This is a genomic window from Anaerococcus vaginimassiliensis, from assembly GCF_900626155.1.
In the GTDB taxonomy this organism is placed as follows: Bacteria; Bacillota; Clostridia; order Tissierellales; family Peptoniphilaceae; genus Anaerococcus; species Anaerococcus vaginimassiliensis.
The window spans coordinates 75,055-92,808 of sequence record NZ_LR130844.1; the positions used below are offsets into that span (position 1 = coordinate 75,055).

The window sequence follows — 17,754 nt, forward strand, 5'->3', positions numbered from 1 at the left end:
AATTATCTATTATCCTTTCTTAAATTAAGTAAACTCATTACCACGAACATTAAAACTATAAGGACAAGTCCAATTGTCGCACCCATGCCCCAGTTTTGAGTTACTAGGTAGTGCTCTTCTACAGCTGTACCTAGCGTTATAATTTTATTTCCACCGATTATCCTTGTTATTAAAAATAGTGATAAGGAAGGAATGAATACTGCTTGGCTACCTGCTATTACCCCATCCATTGATAAAGGTAAAACCACCTTTCTAAATGTCTGCCACTTGCTTGCTCCCAAATCTTCACTTGCTATCATGTATTCGTTTGGAATTGAATCTAAGGACCTAAAGATTGGTAGAATCATAAATGGTAGCTCAACGTAAGAAGCAACTAATACAAAGGCTGGATTTGTGAAAAGTAAGCCAGAACTTGCCATACCAAATATTTCTGCAATCGGTCCGTTTTTACTTAAAAGTCCAATAAAAGCGTAGGCTTTTAATAGTAAGTTTATCCATGTTGGCAAAGTTACTAGAAGTAGCAAAAACTCTTTGTTCTTTGAATTTGTCAAAAAATATGCAAATGGATATGACAACAATAGAGTTGTTATCGTTATGAGAAAGGCTGTTAAAAATGAATTTAGGGTCATTTTTATATAATTTCCTGATGAAAAATAGGAAATATAATTATCAAATGTGAAGTTGCCGTATATATCAAAGAAAGATTGGTAGAATAGTAGTCCTATTGGAACGATAATAAATAGAACAATCCACATATAATAAATTATAGATAATCCCTTATACTTTTTATTCATCATCATCTCCTAGAGAGTATTTCTCAATTCTCTTGTCAAAATCATCTTCAGATTCATTAAATCTCATAACGTGAATATCACTAGGATCAATAGTTATACCAACTGTATCGCCTTCTTCAAATTTTTTGGTAGTATGGATTTTCCACCTAAAGTCATCTTCGTCATAGCAGATTAATTCGTTAAATACTCCTCTAAACATGACATTATCTACTGTCATCTTTATATCAGTATCTTCAGATTTAGATACAGAAATATCTTCTGGTCTGATTACAACTTCTACCTTTTCACCCTTTGGTATACCAGCATCTTCGCAAGAAAATACTTTATTAGAAAACTCTACCAAGTAGTCATCTTTCATAACTGCATCTAGAATATTTGATTCTCCAATAAACTCCGCCACATACCTATTGATTGGTTCATCATAAATATCTGTAGGTGATCCTGACTGAACAATTTCCCCCTTATCCATTACAAATATTTCATCTGACAAAGCGAGGGCCTCTTCTTGGTCGTGAGTTACAAATACAAAGGTAATCCCAAGTTCCCATTGTAAATTAGATAGTAAAACTTGCATGGATTTTCTAAGTTTCATATCTAGGGCAGATAAGGGTTCATCAAGTAACAGCACATCAGGTCTATTTACTATTGCTCTAGCTATTGCGACCCTTTGCCTTTGCCCTCCTGACATTTGAGATATTTTTCTTTTCTCAAAACCAGAAAGATTTACCATTTCCAAAGCTTTCTTAACTTCTTCATCTATAACCTTTTTATCTACTTTTTTAATATTTAATCCAAAAGCCACATTTTCATAAACATTCATATGGGGAAATAGTGAATAATTTTGAAAAACTGTATTTACAGTTCTCTTGTTGGCAGGAGTATCATTCACATTTTCTCCATTTATATATACATCGCCACTTGTTTGGTCTACAAAACCTGCTATTATGTTTAATATAGTAGTCTTGCCGCAACCAGATGGTCCCAAAAGAGTGTAGAATTTGCCCTTTTCTAGCTCTAAGTCCACAGTTTTTAAAACTAATTCGTCATCGTAGCTTTTGCTTACAGACTTTAAGACTACACTCATATCTTTATAATTATTTTCCATAGGCTACCTACTTTCTTATATCTATAAAATGAGTATACCATACATTATTGATAATTTTTAATATATTTGGTATTTCTTTTTATAATAACAAATACTGCTTGCATATAGAAAACGTTTGTATTATAATTGGAGTGGATATATACATGATTTTTGTATATTTTAACTTAGTAATTAGTAAGGATAATTTATGTGTAATAGTAAAGAATATATAGAAATAATAAAAAAAGAATTAATCCCTGCCTTTGGATGTACAGAGCCAATAGCCATAGCCTTTGCCTCTGCAAAAGCTTCTGAAACACTTGGTTCTACTCCAAAAAAGTTAATAGCTAGTCTTTCAAGTAATATTATAAAAAACGCAAATTCAGTTACAGTTCCTGGAACAAACGGCAGAAAAGGAATAGAAATCTCCCTTGCTGCTGGCGCCCTTTTAGCTGATTCGTCAAAAGGTCTTGAGCTATTAAGTGGTATAGATAAAAATAAACTTTCCTTGTGCGATAAAATGATAGAAGATGGCTCAATTGAAGTAAGCCTTGCCAAAGATAAGGCTGAACTTTTCATTGAAGTAACCTGTATAAATGATGATTCTACGGCAAGTGTAACAATCTTAGATAGCCACACAAATATAGTAAAAATCGTAAAAGATAGGAAAATCATTTTCAAAAAACCAACAAATGAAAGTGAATTTGAGAAGTTTGATTTCTCTTTTGATAAAATTTATGACTTTGCTAAAAATTGTGATTATGGAGAAATCAAAGAAATATTGGATAGGCAAATTTCTTATAATAAAAAAATCGCAGATGAAGGTTTAGATAATGATTGGGGTGCTAACATTGGAAAATTAATATTAAATAACGAATCGTCAAATTATTATGAAAAACTAGCTGCTTTTGCAGCTGCAGGATCTGATGCTAGAATGAACGGGTGTGAGCTTCCTGTTGTTATAAATTCTGGTTCTGGCAACCAAGGGATAACAACATCTGTCCCAATATTATTATATGCTAATGATAATGGATTTTCTGACGATGACCTGTACAGGGCTTTGATATTTTCAAATCTAATCTCATTATATATTAAAAGTGAAGTAGGAAAACTATCTGCCTATTGTGGAGTTGTATCTGCCTCCGCAGCATCAATATCATCAATTGCTTTTATAAATAATGAGGATAAAAAAATAGTTGAAGAAACTATAACAAACGCCCTAGCAGTCAATTCTGGTATTATTTGTGACGGTGCAAAATCATCTTGTGCTATGAAGATTGCATCAAGCATTAGAAATGCATCCCTTGCTTACCTTCAGGCAAAATCAGATAATTCATTTGAAGTTGGCGATGGTATTGTAAAAGAAAATATAGACAAAACTATCGAAACTGTAGGTCACATTGCTAAATATGGTATGAAAACAACAGATGAAGTTGTCCTTAGCGAAATGATTGGTGATAGCTCTTATAAAAAAGAAAATTAAATCCATTAAATATCCCCCCAATCTTAAAATATAATAGTAAGATTTGAGGGGATATTAATTTAATATAGTTACTTATTTATTACTTCTAAGGCTAATTTATAATTATCGTTTAGGTCTTGGCATGATTTGTCGAACATTTTTTGTTCCCTATCATCTATTGGCATTTCTAGGATTTTTTCTGCTCCATTTTTGCCAATTATAGTTGGAACACCTGTATATAGTCCTTCGTTATTATACTCTCCATTTAAGTAGCTTGATGCCATCAACACTCTTTTTTCATCAAGTAAGATCGCCTTAGTAAAGGCAAGCAGACAATTTGCTATACCAAAGTGTGTAGCTCCTTTACCTTTTATAATCTTAAAGGCCTTATCTCTAATTAACTCACCAACTTCATCTTTGTAATCATCGTCTATTTTATCTATAAATTCTCTAATATTAATTCCATTTACATTGGCATTTGACCAAACAGCTACAGAAGAATTTCCATGTTCGCCTATTACATAAGCGTTTATATCAGAAACATTCAATTTACTTTCTAAGGCTAAATATTGGTTAAATCTTGCAGTATCTAGGCTTGTTCCTGTTCCAACGATTTTTTCTTTAGGGAAACCAGATACTTCAGCAACGACTCTAGCAATTACATCTACTGGATTTGTCGCAAGTAAAATTACCCCGTCGTAACCAGCTTCTACAACTTGTGGGATAGTATCAACTACCATTTGGCTCGCTATTTTTATATCATTTAATCTATTTACAAGATTTTTTTGACTATTACCATAGGCAAGAACAACCAAATCTGCATCCTTGCAGTCTTCAAATGTTCCGGTTTTAACTATAGTAGGTGATGATGTTAGAACTGTTGCATCTAGTAAGTCATTTACATCAGCAAGTTCCTTATCTTTTCTAATATCAATTATAGCTAGCTCTGTAGCAAGGCCAGAATTAATTAAGGCGAAAGCATAAGAACTTCCTACAAAACCATCTCCTATAAGTACAACTTTATTTCCATTACTCATAATTTCCTCCTGAATAATTATTTTAAACGTACCTACTTATTGTACAATATTTTTACAATTATTTAAAATTATTATCAGAACAATTTATTTGTAAGTTTTTTTACAAAGAAAAAACCTAGCAAGTAGGTCTTGCTAGGCTAAATTTTATTTTTTATCTGGATTCTTAAATCCTTCTTCTACTATCTCTTCTCCATTGCAAGTATTGAATTTCTCTCCGTTAAATTCTTCTACTCCACAATATTCACCGTCTTTTATATTCTTTTCTTCTTTTTTGATATCTTTTTCTTTCTTTTCAGTCATAATATCCTCCTGTCCTTGCTATTATTTTACCCATATTTGATAATTAGTCTTCTAATATTTTTATAATATCCTCATAAACTATATCTTTTTCTGTTTCGTTTAATATTTCGTGACGCATTTTGTCATAGGTTTTACTTGCTATATTTTTATATCCCAAATCTCTTAAGAGGCTTAGGGACCTTTTGACTCCCTTCTCTCCTTTTGTTATCATATCATCTTTTCCAGTTAGATTATATATAGGTAGATTTCTATTTTTCATTTTATATTTTGATTTTTGGGATAACTTTTTATTTATTTCTATCAAAACCTTGGTATAACCAATGGTAAAGTTAAATATTCTCATTGAATCGTTGTATTTATCTTCTCTATTATCTTGATCATAAGAAATAAAATCTAATGATCCATCTCCTGTTCCAACTAAATGATTTATAATATTTGATCTTTGATGACTTCCTATATAAAAGCAAAATACATTAGCAAAAAAGTATGCTATTTTTACAAATCCATCTTGTGGTGGTGTACCAGTTAGGATAAGTTTGTTTATCAAATCATCATTTTCTTGTAAGAATACCCTAGCTGTCATAGATCCCATAGAGTGACCCAGCATGTATATTGGCACATCCTTGTACTTAGCTTTTATATATTTTGTAACCATAGATGTATCATTTACAAGTTCGCTTGCCCTTTGCATATGACCATTTGGATATCTTTCACTTAGGGACTTGCCATGTCCCCTATGATCGTGAATGACAACAGCATAGCCATTATCACTTAGATATTTTGCAAAGTCCATGTAGTTACCACTATGCTCACTCATTCCATGAACTAGTTGGACGACTGCCTTAGGATTCTCATTTTCAAGCTCTCTTACAAAACTGTCAAAACCATCTGCTCCTGTTAGATAATATTCTCTATAGTTTGAAATACTTCTAACGTCATACTTTTTGTAAAATTTCTTGCCTGAATTGATCGACTTATACCTTCTTTCTTGTATGTAATAGTAGATTTGAGGTATAAGTAGGATTAATGCTATTATTAAAACATATTTCATATAAGTCCTCCCTTCTTATATTCATACCCAAAATAAAAATCCCTAAAGGTTATTAGCCTCTAGGGATTTTTCTTAGTGGGTTGCTCCACCTGTTACATTTAAATCTTCTTTATCATTGTATTTTACAATTGCTCTAACAGCTGCATTTAGCCCTTTTACTATGTCATCAAGACTCATAGATGCTGTATTTTTCTTATCTAAAACTTGTTCTGGCAAGAAAGGTACATGGATAAAACCAGCCTTTATATTGCCATATTTTTCTGCTAGATATAAATCTTGATACATTACGTGGTTACAAACAAATGTTCCCGCTGTATTTGATACTGATGCCGGAATATTTTCTTTCTTAATTTCTTCAACCATTGCTTTTATAGGAAGGGTTGCAAAGTAAGCATTTTTACCATCTTCTCTAATTTTCACATCAATTGGTTGATTATCTTCATTATCAGGGATTCTAGCATCGTCTTCATTTATAGCGACTCTTTCAACACTTATTTCATATCTTCCGCCAGCTTGGCCAATAGATAAAATTGCATCTGGTTTAATTTCCTTAATTTTTTCTTCAATTAAGGCTGCAGATTTATGAAATACAGTTGGAATTTCTAGCTTATAAATTTCTGCTCCTTCAATATTTTCGTCGATTCTTTTTACAGATTCAATTGCTGGGTTAGTCGCTTCTCCGCCAAATGGATCAAATCCTGTTATTAAAATTTTCATTTATTCCTCCTAAAACGCCCAAAATCTCATAAGTAGTATATGAACTACAATAAGAGCTATAGAAAGTAGGGCTTGTTCTTTTATTATCTTGTTCTTATCATTCATCTCTAAAAGTGCAACAGGTAAAAGGTTGAAGTTACCTGCCATAGGTGTTAGAAGTGTTCCGCAATAACCTGATGTCATCGCCAAAGCTGCAGCTATCGCTGGGTTTGCACCTTGAGCTAGGACAAATGGAACTCCTATACCTGCGGTAATTACTGTAAAGGCTGCAAAGGCATTTCCCATTATCATAGTGAATATTACCATACCAAGTACATAAGCTATAGCTCCTGTCCATGGGTTAACTGTTGGGATTATTCCGCCTATTATCTTAGCTATTACATCTCCAACTCCTGCTGCAGAAAAGATTGCACCAAGAGCTGCCAAAAGTTGTGGCAAGATTGCAACTGCACCAACTTGTTGGACCATTCTGTCAGATGAATCGAGCATATCTTTGAAACTAGATTTTGTCATTATCATTGCAAAGCAAATTGCTATGATTGCTGTTAGACCTAGAACAGAAGATGATGATTCAGGTATAATCTTTGCAATAACAATAGCAAGAACTGCCATGATAATTACTGGCAAGAATACCTTAGCTCCAAGTTTTTTACTTGAGGCAATTTGTTGGTTTTCATCAACTTCTTTGCTACCCTTAATCTCAATTCCATTTACCAGAGAAATTAGGGCAATTATTACAACTAATATTCCGCTTATTTGTGATGGAATTACTTTTCCTAAGGCAAATAATACACCCAAGATTACCCAGAAAACTACAGTTGTAAGTTTTTTTTCACTTGATGGATCTTTACTTGCTCTATAAGCTGTGTAGAAAAATTGAAGTCCTATTATCACAAAGATAAACTCCAAGAATACTGGGAAAAATTCAGCAGGGGATGAAAATATTTTACTCATCTTTGCCTCCTTTTATTTTCTTATCATCTATGATATTTTTAACAACACCTAAAGCAAGTGTTATAAGGGCTATTGGAATTGAATATTGGGCAAGTTCGATATTTGTTACCTCATACCCTAATTCAGCCATAGTTCCAACCATCATCAAAACTCCTGCTGCTCCAACAAATGTGTTTTGTGCAAAGAAGTTTCCGAAGTTTTCCATAGATGCTGCACGAGCCTTAAGCTTTTCTCTTTGACCGTCTGATAATTTGCCGTGTTTTTTCTCAGCTGATGCTTCAGCCATAGGGAAAATTATAGGCCTAACGAATTGAACTAGACCGTAAATTCTCATAGATAAAAATCCTGCAAGCTCTCTAAAGGCAAGATAAACTGTAAGAAGGGCTCCTGCTGACAAGTTTTCTCTTTTCTTTACTATATTTTCTGCGACTTGCTTTAGACCATGCTCTTCCGATAAGCCAATTACTGGAAGCGTTATGATAAATATTGTAACTATTCTTTGGGAAACAAAACTTTCCCCAAGGATAGATAGGAATTCACCTACGCTTAGGCCTGATACCAAAGCAGTTATGAATCCTGATAATACTACTGTAAAGATAATATTTAGTTTAAAAATAAAACCTAAAACAATAATAAGGATTCCTATTAACTTTATATATTCCATAAAATCTCCTTTTTATTACTTTTCTAATATTGTACCAATAAAAATAATAAATAAAAATATAAATGTAAAAATTACCTAAATTGATGTATAGTAGGTATAAAGGAGATGTTATGATAACTAAAATTATTTCTGGAAAAGAAGTTGAAAAAAACAAGGATTACTTTGATATTATAGATGTAAGAACTAAGGAAGAATATGATATGGGCCATGTAAAGGGTGCTATAAATATTCCTTTTGATGAAATACTCGATCATTTAGATAGGATAAATAAAGATAATCCTACTATCCTTTATTGTAAGTCAAATCGTAGAGCTGAATTTGCATCATTGGCCTTACAATCTAGTGGTTATTCTAATATTTATATTGGAGATGGAGTCGACTTATACGATTACGACCTTGTAAAATAAAAAGCTGTTGGTTTAAATTTACCAACAGCTTTTTTCTATTCGACAATTTTAACATTTATAGCTTGGGGTCCACGAGGAGCATCTATCCTATCAAACTCGACTATTTGTTTGGGATAAAGCGCCTTAAATCCATCCTTATCTATATCTGAGTAGTGGACGAAGAGATCTTCACCTTCGCAAGTGATAAATCCAAAACCTTTTTTGTTATCAAATATTTTTACTTCTCCTCTTTTCATACTACTCCTTTACACATGAGAATAGGATTCTTAGACTATCCTCTCTTACTTCTTTCATATTGTCTTCATCATAGATATTTATATCTTTAAAGCCAAGCTCTGAAATAATACTTGTAACTTCATCTATTTCATACAATCTTTCTTGCTGAAACTCCCTAACTCTCCTATAAGTTCCATCTTCATTTTCTATAAAGAAATCTAGGTGCATATCAACCAAATCATCTTCAAAAAAGTTATCCCAAGTATAGAAAATATCTTCGTATTCATAAACATAACAATTAGATCCAAATATTTCCCTTATTTTGTAGGGAGAATTTATATCAAAAACTAATAGTCCTCCTTTTTTGAGGTTCTTATAAGAATTTTTAAAAAGTTTAACTAAGTCTTCTTTTTCAGTGACATAATTCACAGAATCTAGAAGAATTACTATAAGATCATAGGTATTTTCATTTTCAAATTCTACCATATCATAATGAATCAAATCTACATTATTAGGATCGTAATTGTTAGCAAAAACTGTAAGCATATCAGATGAAATATCCAAAGCGTCAATATTGTCAAAATCATCGAAGAAATATTTAGTCAACATGCCAGAGCCTGCTGCAAGCTCTAGCATATTTTCTTTTTTGATATTATATTTATCTACTAATTTCTTGATGTTGTCAGCATATTTTTCATAATCTAGGTCAAAGCTTAACTTATCATAGATATAGGAAAATTCATCGTACATTATTTATCCTTAATTTCTTCTAGCGAAGCCTTTGTTTTTTCTAATAAATCTTCATAACCGTTTAGTTTCTCACGCTCTTGGTTAACTACAGCTTCTGGAGCTTTTTCTACGAAACCTTTGTTAGAAAGCTTGCCACTAGCTCTTTTTATTTCTCCCTCGAGTCTTTTGATTTCATCTTTTAGTCTTTGTCTTTCTTTTTCATAATCAACAAGTTCATCAAGACTCATAAGAACAGAAAATTCATTAAATACTAGTCTAACTAGTCCTTCATCATCAGTTGACTCAACATCCTCTTTGTATAATACTTCTACTTCACTTGCACTTGCCAAGTTTTGGAATTGGTCTTTTATTTCTTCAATTAGTGAAATATTGTCCTTATTTTCAACTAAAATCGTTAGTTTTTGTTTTGTTTTTGAAGGAACATTCAAGGTTGCCCTTTGGTTTCTGATGGCAGTTATCGCTTCTATAACTGAGTTTACATTTGCTTCTTCATTGACAAAATTAAATTCTTCTACGAATTCTGGCCAATCTTCTACAATTAGTAAATCTTTTGTATCTGGGAGAGCCACAAATATTTCTTCTGTTATAAATGGCATAAATGGATGCAAGAGGGCAAGCATTTTTCTTAGAACATAAAGAAGTACCTTCTTGACATTTGCCTTAGCATCTTCATCCTCACCGTAGAGTCTAATTTTAGCAAATTCGATGTACCAATCACAGTATTCGTTCCAAATGAAATCTTCAATTCTATCTGCTGCAAGTCCTATTTCATACTTATCTAAGTTTTTGCTTACATCAACGATAACATCGTTAAGTCTTTTTAGGATCCATTTATCCTCTAACTCTAAGTTTTCTCCATTAAAGCTAAGGTCGTCACCTTCTTCGATATTCATTAGGACAAATCTTGAAGCATTCCACAATTTATTTGCAAAGTTTCTGCTTGCAAGGATTCTCTTTTCATCATAACGCATATCGTTTCCTGGAGAGTTTCCAGTTATTAGGGTAAATCTAAGGGCATCAGCTCCATATTCATTTACTACATCTATAGGATCAACACCATTTCCTAGGGACTTACTCATCTTCCTTCCTTGAGGATCTCTGATAAGACCTGTAAACAATACATGGTGGAAAGGAACTTTGCCTGTGTTATACATTGATGAGAAAATCATTCTTATAACCCAGAAGAAAATTATATCATAACCTGTTACCAAGATATCTGTTGGGAAGAAATAATCAAACTCTTCATTTTCATCTGGCCATCCCAAGGTTGCGAAAGGCCATAGGGCAGATGAGAACCAAGTATCTAATGTATCTTCTTCTTGGGTCACATGAACTCCATTTAGCATTCCATTTTCATCTGGTTCGTCCTCTGATACTATTATTTCTCCATCATCTGTATAGAAAACTGGAAGTCTGTGTCCCCACCATAATTGACGGGATATAGTCCAATCTCTAATATTGTTTAACCAGTTCATATATGTTTTAGATAGTGAATCAGGTATTAGAGTTACTTCTCCATTATCATAAGCATCTATGCACATTTGGGCAAACTCGTCCATTTTTACAAACCATTGTTTAGAAATTAGAGGTTCTATTACTACATTTGTTCTCTCAGAATATCCAACAGCATGCTCTATTTCTTCTATTTTTTCTAGTTGATTTAATTCTTCTAAATCTTTTACTATTTCTTTTCTTGCCTCATAACGATCCATTCCTGAATATTTTCCATATCCATCAACTATATGAGCTGTTGTATCTAATACAATACATTGACCAAGGTCATGTCTTTGTCCAACCTCAAAGTCGTTAGGGTCGTGTGATGGTGTGATTTTTACAAGTCCTGTACCATATTCCATATCAACATAAGAATCTTCAATTAGAGGTATTTTTCTACCTACTAATGGCAAAATTAGGTTTTTACCTATTTTATCTTTAAATCTAGGATCTTCTGGGTTTACTGCAACTGCCAAGTCTCCTAGCATTGTTTCTGGTCTAGTTGTTGCAATAGTTACATACTCATCACTATCTTCAAAGAAATATTTTATATACCATAAATGACCTGTCTGATCTTCGTGGTATACTTCAGCATCTGAAATTGCAGTTTCTGCCTTAGGATCCCAGTTTACAATTCTATTTCCCCTATAGATTAGACCATCGTCATACATTTTTTTGAAAACTCTTTTGACTGCCTTAGTCAAGTTCTCATCCATAGTGAAAGAATCATGATCCCAATCACAAGATACACCTATAGTACGAAGTTGTTGTTTTATAGTTCCTCCGTATTTGTGAGTCCAATCCCACGCTTCTTCCAAGAAGCCATCTCTACCAAGATCAGCCTTAGTTTTGCCTTCCTTGGATATCTTATCTACAACTTTGCTTTCTGTAGAAATAGAAGCATGGTCAGTTCCTGGTATCCAAAGGGCTTCATAGCCTGCCATTCTCTTGTAGCGAATGATTATATCTTGAATTGTATTATTTAGGGCGTGACCTAGGTGTAGGTAGCCTGTAACATTTGGTGGTGGCATAACTATTGTAAATGGTTTTTTATCAGGATTTACCTTAGCTTTGAAATATCCACCATCTTCCCACTTTTCATATATTTGTTTTTCAAACTGGCTTGGATTATATTTTGTATCCATATTTTCTCCTTTTAATTAAAAAAGGTGGTAACGACATCGACATAGGACGAATGACCGTGTTACCACCTAACTTTCTTATAATAAGACTCTCTTTGCACCAATGCGTGCGACATGAAACATATACAAAAGCAACCTTCAAAAGTTCATCCTAGAAACTTCCACCACACATTTCCTCTCTGTGAAGAATATCCCTTCCTACTCCTCTTTTATTGTTTCTATATTATTTATAATATTATATTAATGTTAAAGATTTTGTCAATTTTAAAAATTTCATAAATAGTCTTCCTTATTTAAAATAACATATATTAAATATACTTATGGAATCTTTTCCATATATAGATGCCTTTGTTTTATAAGGATTTTATTATTTTTATGGAAAAGTTTTCATAATTAATTTTTTTTGATATAATATAATAAGAATCAAGAATAAGGAGTGAAACAATTGGATATTTATATTATTTCAGATACAGCTGGGCTCGCCATATCAGAAATAGTAAATCTATCTTTAAAGCATTTTGATGTTTCTTACAATGTTCACATCAAATCTCCAATTAGAGATATAGATTTACTAAGCCAAACCCTAGCTAGTATAAAAAACAAAAATATACTTATATATCACTCTTTCCAGGATTCTAAGATGAGTGCGTATATACAAAATTTTACACAAACTCATGAAATAAGCTCTATAGACCTTATGGCCTATTCTATTAATAGCCTTAGTAAAGTTTTGGGTGAAAATCCTATAAAAGATCCAAAGTTTAGTGACGTTTATGAAAACGATCACTTTAGAAAACTTGACGCCCTAGATTTTGCTATGAAGTTTGATGATGGAGCTGATTTTAGAGGGATTAAATTTTGTGATATTGCAATAATTGGAGTTTCGAGATCATCCAAGACTCCACTCTCGATGTATCTTGCAAGTAAGGGACTTAAGGTATCAAACATTCCCCTTATCATAGATTCAAAGGCTCCCCGAGAATTATTTGAAATAGATCCTAGAAGAATATTTGGACTAACTATTGATAAGGAAGTTTTGAAAAAAGTAAGGGATGCAAGAATTAAATCTCTAAAATTATCTAATGATTCTATTTATTCTAGTATGGAAAGAATAGAAAAAGAGTTAAAATACGCAAATGAGTTTATGGAAGATTTGGGATGTCGTGTAATAGATGTTACTTACAAATCTATAGAAGAAACTTCAGATATTATTCTTAATTATTTAAACGAAAATAAGTTATTGGAAAGGAAAGAAGAATGAGCACAAAATACGTTTATAACTTTAACGAAGGAGACATGTCAATGAGAGCCCTCTTGGGCGGTAAAGGTGCAAACCTAGCTGAGATGACTAATTTAGGTATTACAGTACCTTATGGTTTTACCATCACAACTGAGGCTTGTACGAGATTTTATGAAGAAGATAAAAAACTTTGGGATGATCTTAATAAAGAAGTAACTGAACATATTAAAGATCTAGAAAAAGAAAACGGTAAAACATTCGGTTCAACTGAAGATCCACTTCTAGTTTCAGTTAGATCTGGTGCACCTATCTCCATGCCAGGTATGATGGATACTATCCTAAACCTTGGTTTAAATGATGATGCTGTAATTGGTCTTGCTAAAAAAACTGATAACGAAAGATTTGCTTACGATTCATACAGACGTTTTATTCAAATGTTCTCAGACGTAGCAATGGAACTTGATAAGAATAATTTCGAAAATTTATTAACTGCAAAGAAAGAAGCTAAAGGTGTAAAACAAGATACTGACCTAGATGCAAAAGATTTAAAAGAATTAGTTGAAGAATATAAGGAAAAGTATAAAGAACTTATGGGAGAAGATTTCCCACAAGAACCTAGAGAACAACTTGACCTTGCTATTTCTGCAGTATTTAGATCCTGGGGTAATGAAAGAGCAATCCTATATAGAAAACTAAATGATATAGATGATGCAATGGGTACAGCTGTTAACGTTCAATCAATGGTATTTGGTAATATGGGCGATACATCTGGTACTGGTGTAGCATTTTCTAGAAACCCAGCTACAGGTGAAAACAAGCTATTTGGTGAATATCTAATCAACGCTCAAGGTGAAGACGTCGTTGCAGGTGTACGTACTCCTCAAGAAATTCAAACTCTTGCAGATAAAATGCCAGAAGTATATCAACAATTCTTCGAAACATCTGAAAAACTAGAACAACATTACAAAGATATGCAAGATATGGAATTTACTATCCAAGATGGTCAACTTTTCCTACTACAAACTAGAAATGGTAAAAGAACTGCCCAAGCTGCTGTAAATGTTGCTGTAGACATGGTTCACGAAGAACTTATAACTAAAGAAGAAGCAGTACTAAGAGTTAATCCAAAAGATTTAGATGGTCTACTCCACCCTACATTTACAGATGAATCTATCAAATCTAATGAACCAATAGCTAAAGGTCTTGCTGCATCTCCAGGAGCAGCAGTTGGTAAGATTGCTTTCTCTGCAAAAGAAGCAGCATCAAGAGCAGCTGAAGGTGAAGCAGTAATCTTAGTTCGTGAAGAAACATCACCAGAAGATCTTGAAGGTATGGTTTCAGCAAAAGGAATCTTAACTGCTCGTGGAGGTATGACAAGCCATGCTGCTGTAGTTGCAAGAGGTATGGGTAAATGCTGTGTTGCAGGTGCAGGAGAACTACACGTAAATGAATTCGAACATACAGTTAGAGTTGGAGATAACGTATACAAAGCTAATGATGTAATATCTATAGACGGTTCAACTGGTGCGATATATGCTGGTAACCTTGAAACTCAACCACCACAACTAGAAGGAGCTTTCGGTGAATTCATGGGATGGGTTGACGAGTTTAGACAAATGAAAGTTAGAACAAATGCTGATACTCCAAGAGATGTATCACAAGCCTTAGAATTTGGAGCTGAAGGTATTGGTCTATGTAGAACAGAGCACATGTTCTTTAAAGAAGATAGAATATTCCAAGTTAGAAAGATGATTCTAGCAAGCGATCTTGAAACAAGAGAAGCTGCTTTAGATAAAATCCTACCTATGCAAGAAGATGACTTCTATCAAATCTACTCACTTATGAAAGAAAGACCAGTGACTGTTAGACTTCTTGACCCACCATTACACGAATTCCTTCCAAGAGGAGATCAAGAAATTATGGATCTTGCTCATGAGTTAAAGGTTGAACCTGCTCGTGTAAAAGAAAGAATTGTAGAACTACAAGAAGTAAACCCAATGCTAGGTTTTAGAGGACTAAGACTTGCAGTTATCTATCCAGAAATCGCAAGAATGCAAGCTCGTGCTATAATCCAAGCTGCTATCCACTGCCACGAAGACGGAATTAAAGTTGTTCCTGAAATAATGATTCCACTTTCAAGTGATGCCAAAGAACTTAAGACAGTTAAAGAAACTGTAAGAGAAGAAATCGAAAAAGTATTTGAAGAAAAAGGTAAAAAAATCGACTACCTACTAGGTACAATGATTGAAATCCCAAGAGCAGCAATTACAGCTGATGAAATTGCAGATATTACTGACTTCTTCAGTTTCGGAACTAATGATTTGACACAAATGACATTTGGTCTATCAAGAGATGACGCTGGTAAGTTCCTACCTAAATATATAGAAAAAGATATCCTTGAAAAAGATCCATTCCAAGTTCTTGATCAAAAAGGTGTTGGTTTCTTAATCGAAACAGCAGTAGAAAAAGGTAGAAAGACTAACAAAGATTTACACATTGGTATATGTGGTGAGCATGGTGGTGAACCAAAGACAGTTAAATACCTATACAATGTAGGTCTTGATTATGTATCTTGTTCTCCATTTAGAGTTCCTATTGCAAAACTTGCCGCAGCACAAGCTTCAATAGAAAACCCAAGAAACAAATAATAAGAATTTTAGAGCTTAAAGGCTAATGCTTTTAGGCTCTTTTTTTGTCAAGAAAAATACAAATACTAATTTACAGGGTGACATTAAACCTATCCCCTATTATAAGTACAAAACATCACCAAAATAATACCTTATACGAAATACAGTCCATATTAAGTTATAAAAAGCAAAATAAATTATTACAAGATACTAAAATCATTTTAAAATTCATATAAATTATAACAAATGCAATTTGTTTTAAGTTATTGATAGTGGGTATCATTATTCTATAGACAGTAGAAAGTTAAAGGAGAGTTTATGGAATTTAAAGATAGATACGAATTATATATAAATGGTGAGTGGGTTAAGCCAAATTCTGGTGAATACCTTGATATAATAAATCCCGCTACAGGAGAAAAACTATCAGAGTTTGCAACAGCAAATGACAAGGATGTTGATAAAGCAATTGAAGCTGCAAGAGCTTGCTTTGAAGGTGAATATGGTTCTTATTCAAAGGAAGAAAGAGCAAAACTTTTAAACAAGATTGCTGATAGAATAGAAGAAAATCTAGATCATTTGGCAAAGATTGAAAGTATGGATAATGGTAAGGCTATAAGAGAGACATCAGGTGTTGACCTTCCTTGGGTAGTTGATCACTTTAGATACTTTGCAAGTGTTCTTAGGGCAAGTGAAGACGAAATATCTAAATTAGATGGAAGATTCTTATCCATTAGAACTAGAGAACCTCTAGGAGTTGTTGGACAAATGATTCCATGGAACTTCCCTCTATTGATGGCTGCTTGGAAGCTTGCACCAGCTATAGCAGGAGGAAATACAATTGTTATATCCCCTTCTTCAAATACATCTTTGAGCCTTTTGGAAATGATTAGACTAATAGAAGACTTACTACCAAAGGGACTTATAAATGTTGTTAGTGGTAAAGGATCTAAGACTGGAGAATATCTCCAACATCATAAGGGACTAGATAAACTTGCCTTTACAGGCTCAACAAGCGTAGGTCGTCATATAGGAATATCTGCAGCAGAAAACCTAATTCCTTCTACCCTAGAGCTTGGTGGAAAATCTGCTCACATTATCTTTGATGATTGTGACGTAGAAAAGGCTCTTGAAGGAGCACAAGTTGGTATTTTATTTAACCAAGGAGAGGTTTGTTCAGCAGGATCTAGACTTTTCATTCAAGAAACAATCTACGACGAATTTGTAGAAAAATTAGTAAAGGCTTTTGAAAATGTAAAAGTAGGCGATCCATTAGATCCTACAACTCAAATGGGTGCCCTAAGAGATGAAAAAAGAATCCCAGTTATCCAAGAATTTGTAGATAAAGCTGTAGCTGCTGGCGGAAAAATCCTAACAGGCGGCAAGAGACTAACAGAAAACGGACTAGATAAGGGTGCATTCTATGCTCCAACTATCCTTGCTGATGTGCCAAAAGATAACGATGCTTACAACGAAGAAATCTTTGGTCCAGTTCTTGTAATCAACAAATTCAAAGATGAAGATGATATAATCAAAATGGCAAATGACTCCCACTATGGACTCGGTGGCGGTATCTACTCAAATGATATGTACAGAATTATGAAGGTTGCAAACGGACTTGAAACCGGAAGAATTTGGGTAAATACTTACAACCAATTCCCAGCAGGTGCTCCATTTGGAGGTTACAAAGATTCAGGTATAGGTAGAGAAACAGACAAGCTCGCTCTTGAAGCTTATACTCAAGTTAAAAATATAATAATAGATACATCTAAAGATAAATTAGGTTTCTATTAAAAACAAGCACTTTAAAAGCCAATC

16 protein-coding genes are annotated in these 17,754 nt (G+C 33.4%); 5 read left to right on the forward strand and 11 right to left on the reverse strand.

Annotated features, from left to right (window positions below):
• Positions 1-2: 2 nt before the first annotated feature.
• Together E0D87_RS00395 and E0D87_RS00400 are read right to left on the reverse strand one after the other, a co-directional pair.
• On the reverse strand, positions 3-794 hold the full coding sequence (locus E0D87_RS00395; protein WP_130818895.1) for an ABC transporter permease: 792 nt from the start codon (positions 792-794) through the stop codon (positions 3-5).
• Positions 787-1,899, reverse strand: a complete 1,113-nt coding sequence (locus E0D87_RS00400; protein ID WP_130818896.1) for an ABC transporter ATP-binding protein — start codon at positions 1,897-1,899, stop codon at positions 787-789. The genes E0D87_RS00395 and E0D87_RS00400 overlap by 8 nt, the downstream gene beginning before the upstream one ends.
• Positions 1,900-2,086: 187 nt before the next feature.
• On the opposite strand from E0D87_RS00400, the gene E0D87_RS00405 reads away from it, so the two are divergent.
• The gene (locus tag E0D87_RS00405; protein WP_130818897.1) at positions 2,087-3,361 is read left to right on the forward strand and encodes an L-cysteine desulfidase family protein; all 1,275 of its coding nucleotides are present in this window, start codon (positions 2,087-2,089) and stop codon (positions 3,359-3,361) included.
• A 68-nt stretch (positions 3,362-3,429) separates the two neighbouring features.
• On the opposite strand, the gene E0D87_RS00410 is transcribed toward E0D87_RS00405, so the two are convergent.
• The 6 genes from E0D87_RS00410 to E0D87_RS00430 form a co-directional block, all read right to left on the reverse strand.
• Positions 3,430-4,377 (reverse strand): L-lactate dehydrogenase, encoded by a 948-nt coding sequence (locus E0D87_RS00410; protein ID WP_130818898.1) that lies wholly within the window; start codon positions 4,375-4,377, stop codon positions 3,430-3,432.
• A 144-nt stretch (positions 4,378-4,521) separates the two neighbouring features.
• A complete protein-coding gene (locus E0D87_RS09050) occupies positions 4,522-4,677 on the reverse strand; it encodes a hypothetical protein (protein ID WP_165442713.1) in 156 nt (51 codons plus the stop codon).
• A gap of 43 nt (positions 4,678-4,720) precedes the next feature.
• On the reverse strand, positions 4,721-5,728 hold the full coding sequence (locus tag E0D87_RS00415) for an alpha/beta fold hydrolase (RefSeq protein WP_130818899.1): 1,008 nt from the start codon (positions 5,726-5,728) through the stop codon (positions 4,721-4,723).
• 72 nt (positions 5,729-5,800) lie between these two features.
• Complete coding sequence (pcp, locus tag E0D87_RS00420) at positions 5,801-6,445, reverse strand: pyroglutamyl-peptidase I (protein WP_130818900.1); 645 nt, start codon at positions 6,443-6,445, stop codon at positions 5,801-5,803.
• Between the two features lie 9 nt (positions 6,446-6,454).
• On the reverse strand, positions 6,455-7,399 hold the full coding sequence (locus E0D87_RS00425) for a DUF979 domain-containing protein (RefSeq protein WP_130818901.1): 945 nt from the start codon (positions 7,397-7,399) through the stop codon (positions 6,455-6,457).
• Complete coding sequence (locus E0D87_RS00430; RefSeq protein ID WP_130818902.1) at positions 7,392-8,063, reverse strand: DUF969 domain-containing protein; 672 nt, start codon at positions 8,061-8,063, stop codon at positions 7,392-7,394. The genes E0D87_RS00425 and E0D87_RS00430 overlap by 8 nt, the downstream gene beginning before the upstream one ends.
• Before the next feature lie 110 nt (positions 8,064-8,173).
• Here E0D87_RS00430 and E0D87_RS00435 point away from each other — a divergent pair, with 110 nt between their 5' ends.
• Positions 8,174-8,470: a rhodanese-like domain-containing protein gene (locus E0D87_RS00435; RefSeq protein ID WP_130818903.1), complete on the forward strand. Its 297-nt coding sequence runs from the start codon at positions 8,174-8,176 to the stop codon at positions 8,468-8,470.
• Positions 8,471-8,505: 35 nt separating this feature from the next.
• On the opposite strand, the gene E0D87_RS00440 is transcribed toward E0D87_RS00435, so the two are convergent.
• The 3 genes from E0D87_RS00440 to E0D87_RS00450 are packed head-to-tail and all read right to left on the reverse strand — an operon-like array spanning position 8,506 to position 12,075.
• Positions 8,506-8,706: a cold-shock protein gene (locus E0D87_RS00440; protein WP_004835348.1), complete on the reverse strand. Its 201-nt coding sequence runs from the start codon at positions 8,704-8,706 to the stop codon at positions 8,506-8,508.
• A 1-nt stretch (position 8,707) separates the two neighbouring features.
• Positions 8,708-9,436 (reverse strand): class I SAM-dependent DNA methyltransferase, encoded by a 729-nt coding sequence (locus E0D87_RS00445; protein ID WP_130818904.1) that lies wholly within the window; start codon positions 9,434-9,436, stop codon positions 8,708-8,710.
• Positions 9,436-12,075, reverse strand: a complete 2,640-nt coding sequence (locus tag E0D87_RS00450) for a valine--tRNA ligase (protein ID WP_130818905.1) — start codon at positions 12,073-12,075, stop codon at positions 9,436-9,438. Before E0D87_RS00450 ends, E0D87_RS00445 begins: the two co-directional genes overlap by 1 nt.
• A gap of 442 nt (positions 12,076-12,517) precedes the next feature.
• Between E0D87_RS00450 and E0D87_RS00455 the strand changes: the two genes are divergently transcribed.
• The 3 genes from E0D87_RS00455 to E0D87_RS00465 all read left to right on the forward strand — a co-directional run bounded on the left by E0D87_RS00455 (position 12,518) and on the right by E0D87_RS00465 (position 17,730).
• Entirely contained in the window at positions 12,518-13,333 is an 816-nt protein-coding gene (locus E0D87_RS00455) for a pyruvate, water dikinase regulatory protein (RefSeq protein ID WP_004835253.1), read from the forward strand.
• Entirely contained in the window at positions 13,330-15,960 is a 2,631-nt protein-coding gene (gene ppdK, locus E0D87_RS00460) for a pyruvate, phosphate dikinase (RefSeq protein WP_130818906.1), read from the forward strand. Before E0D87_RS00455 ends, ppdK begins: the two co-directional genes overlap by 4 nt.
• A gap of 297 nt (positions 15,961-16,257) precedes the next feature.
• Positions 16,258-17,730 (forward strand): aldehyde dehydrogenase family protein, encoded by a 1,473-nt coding sequence (locus E0D87_RS00465; protein WP_130818907.1) that lies wholly within the window; start codon positions 16,258-16,260, stop codon positions 17,728-17,730.
• The last annotated feature ends 24 nt before the right edge of the window (positions 17,731-17,754 follow it).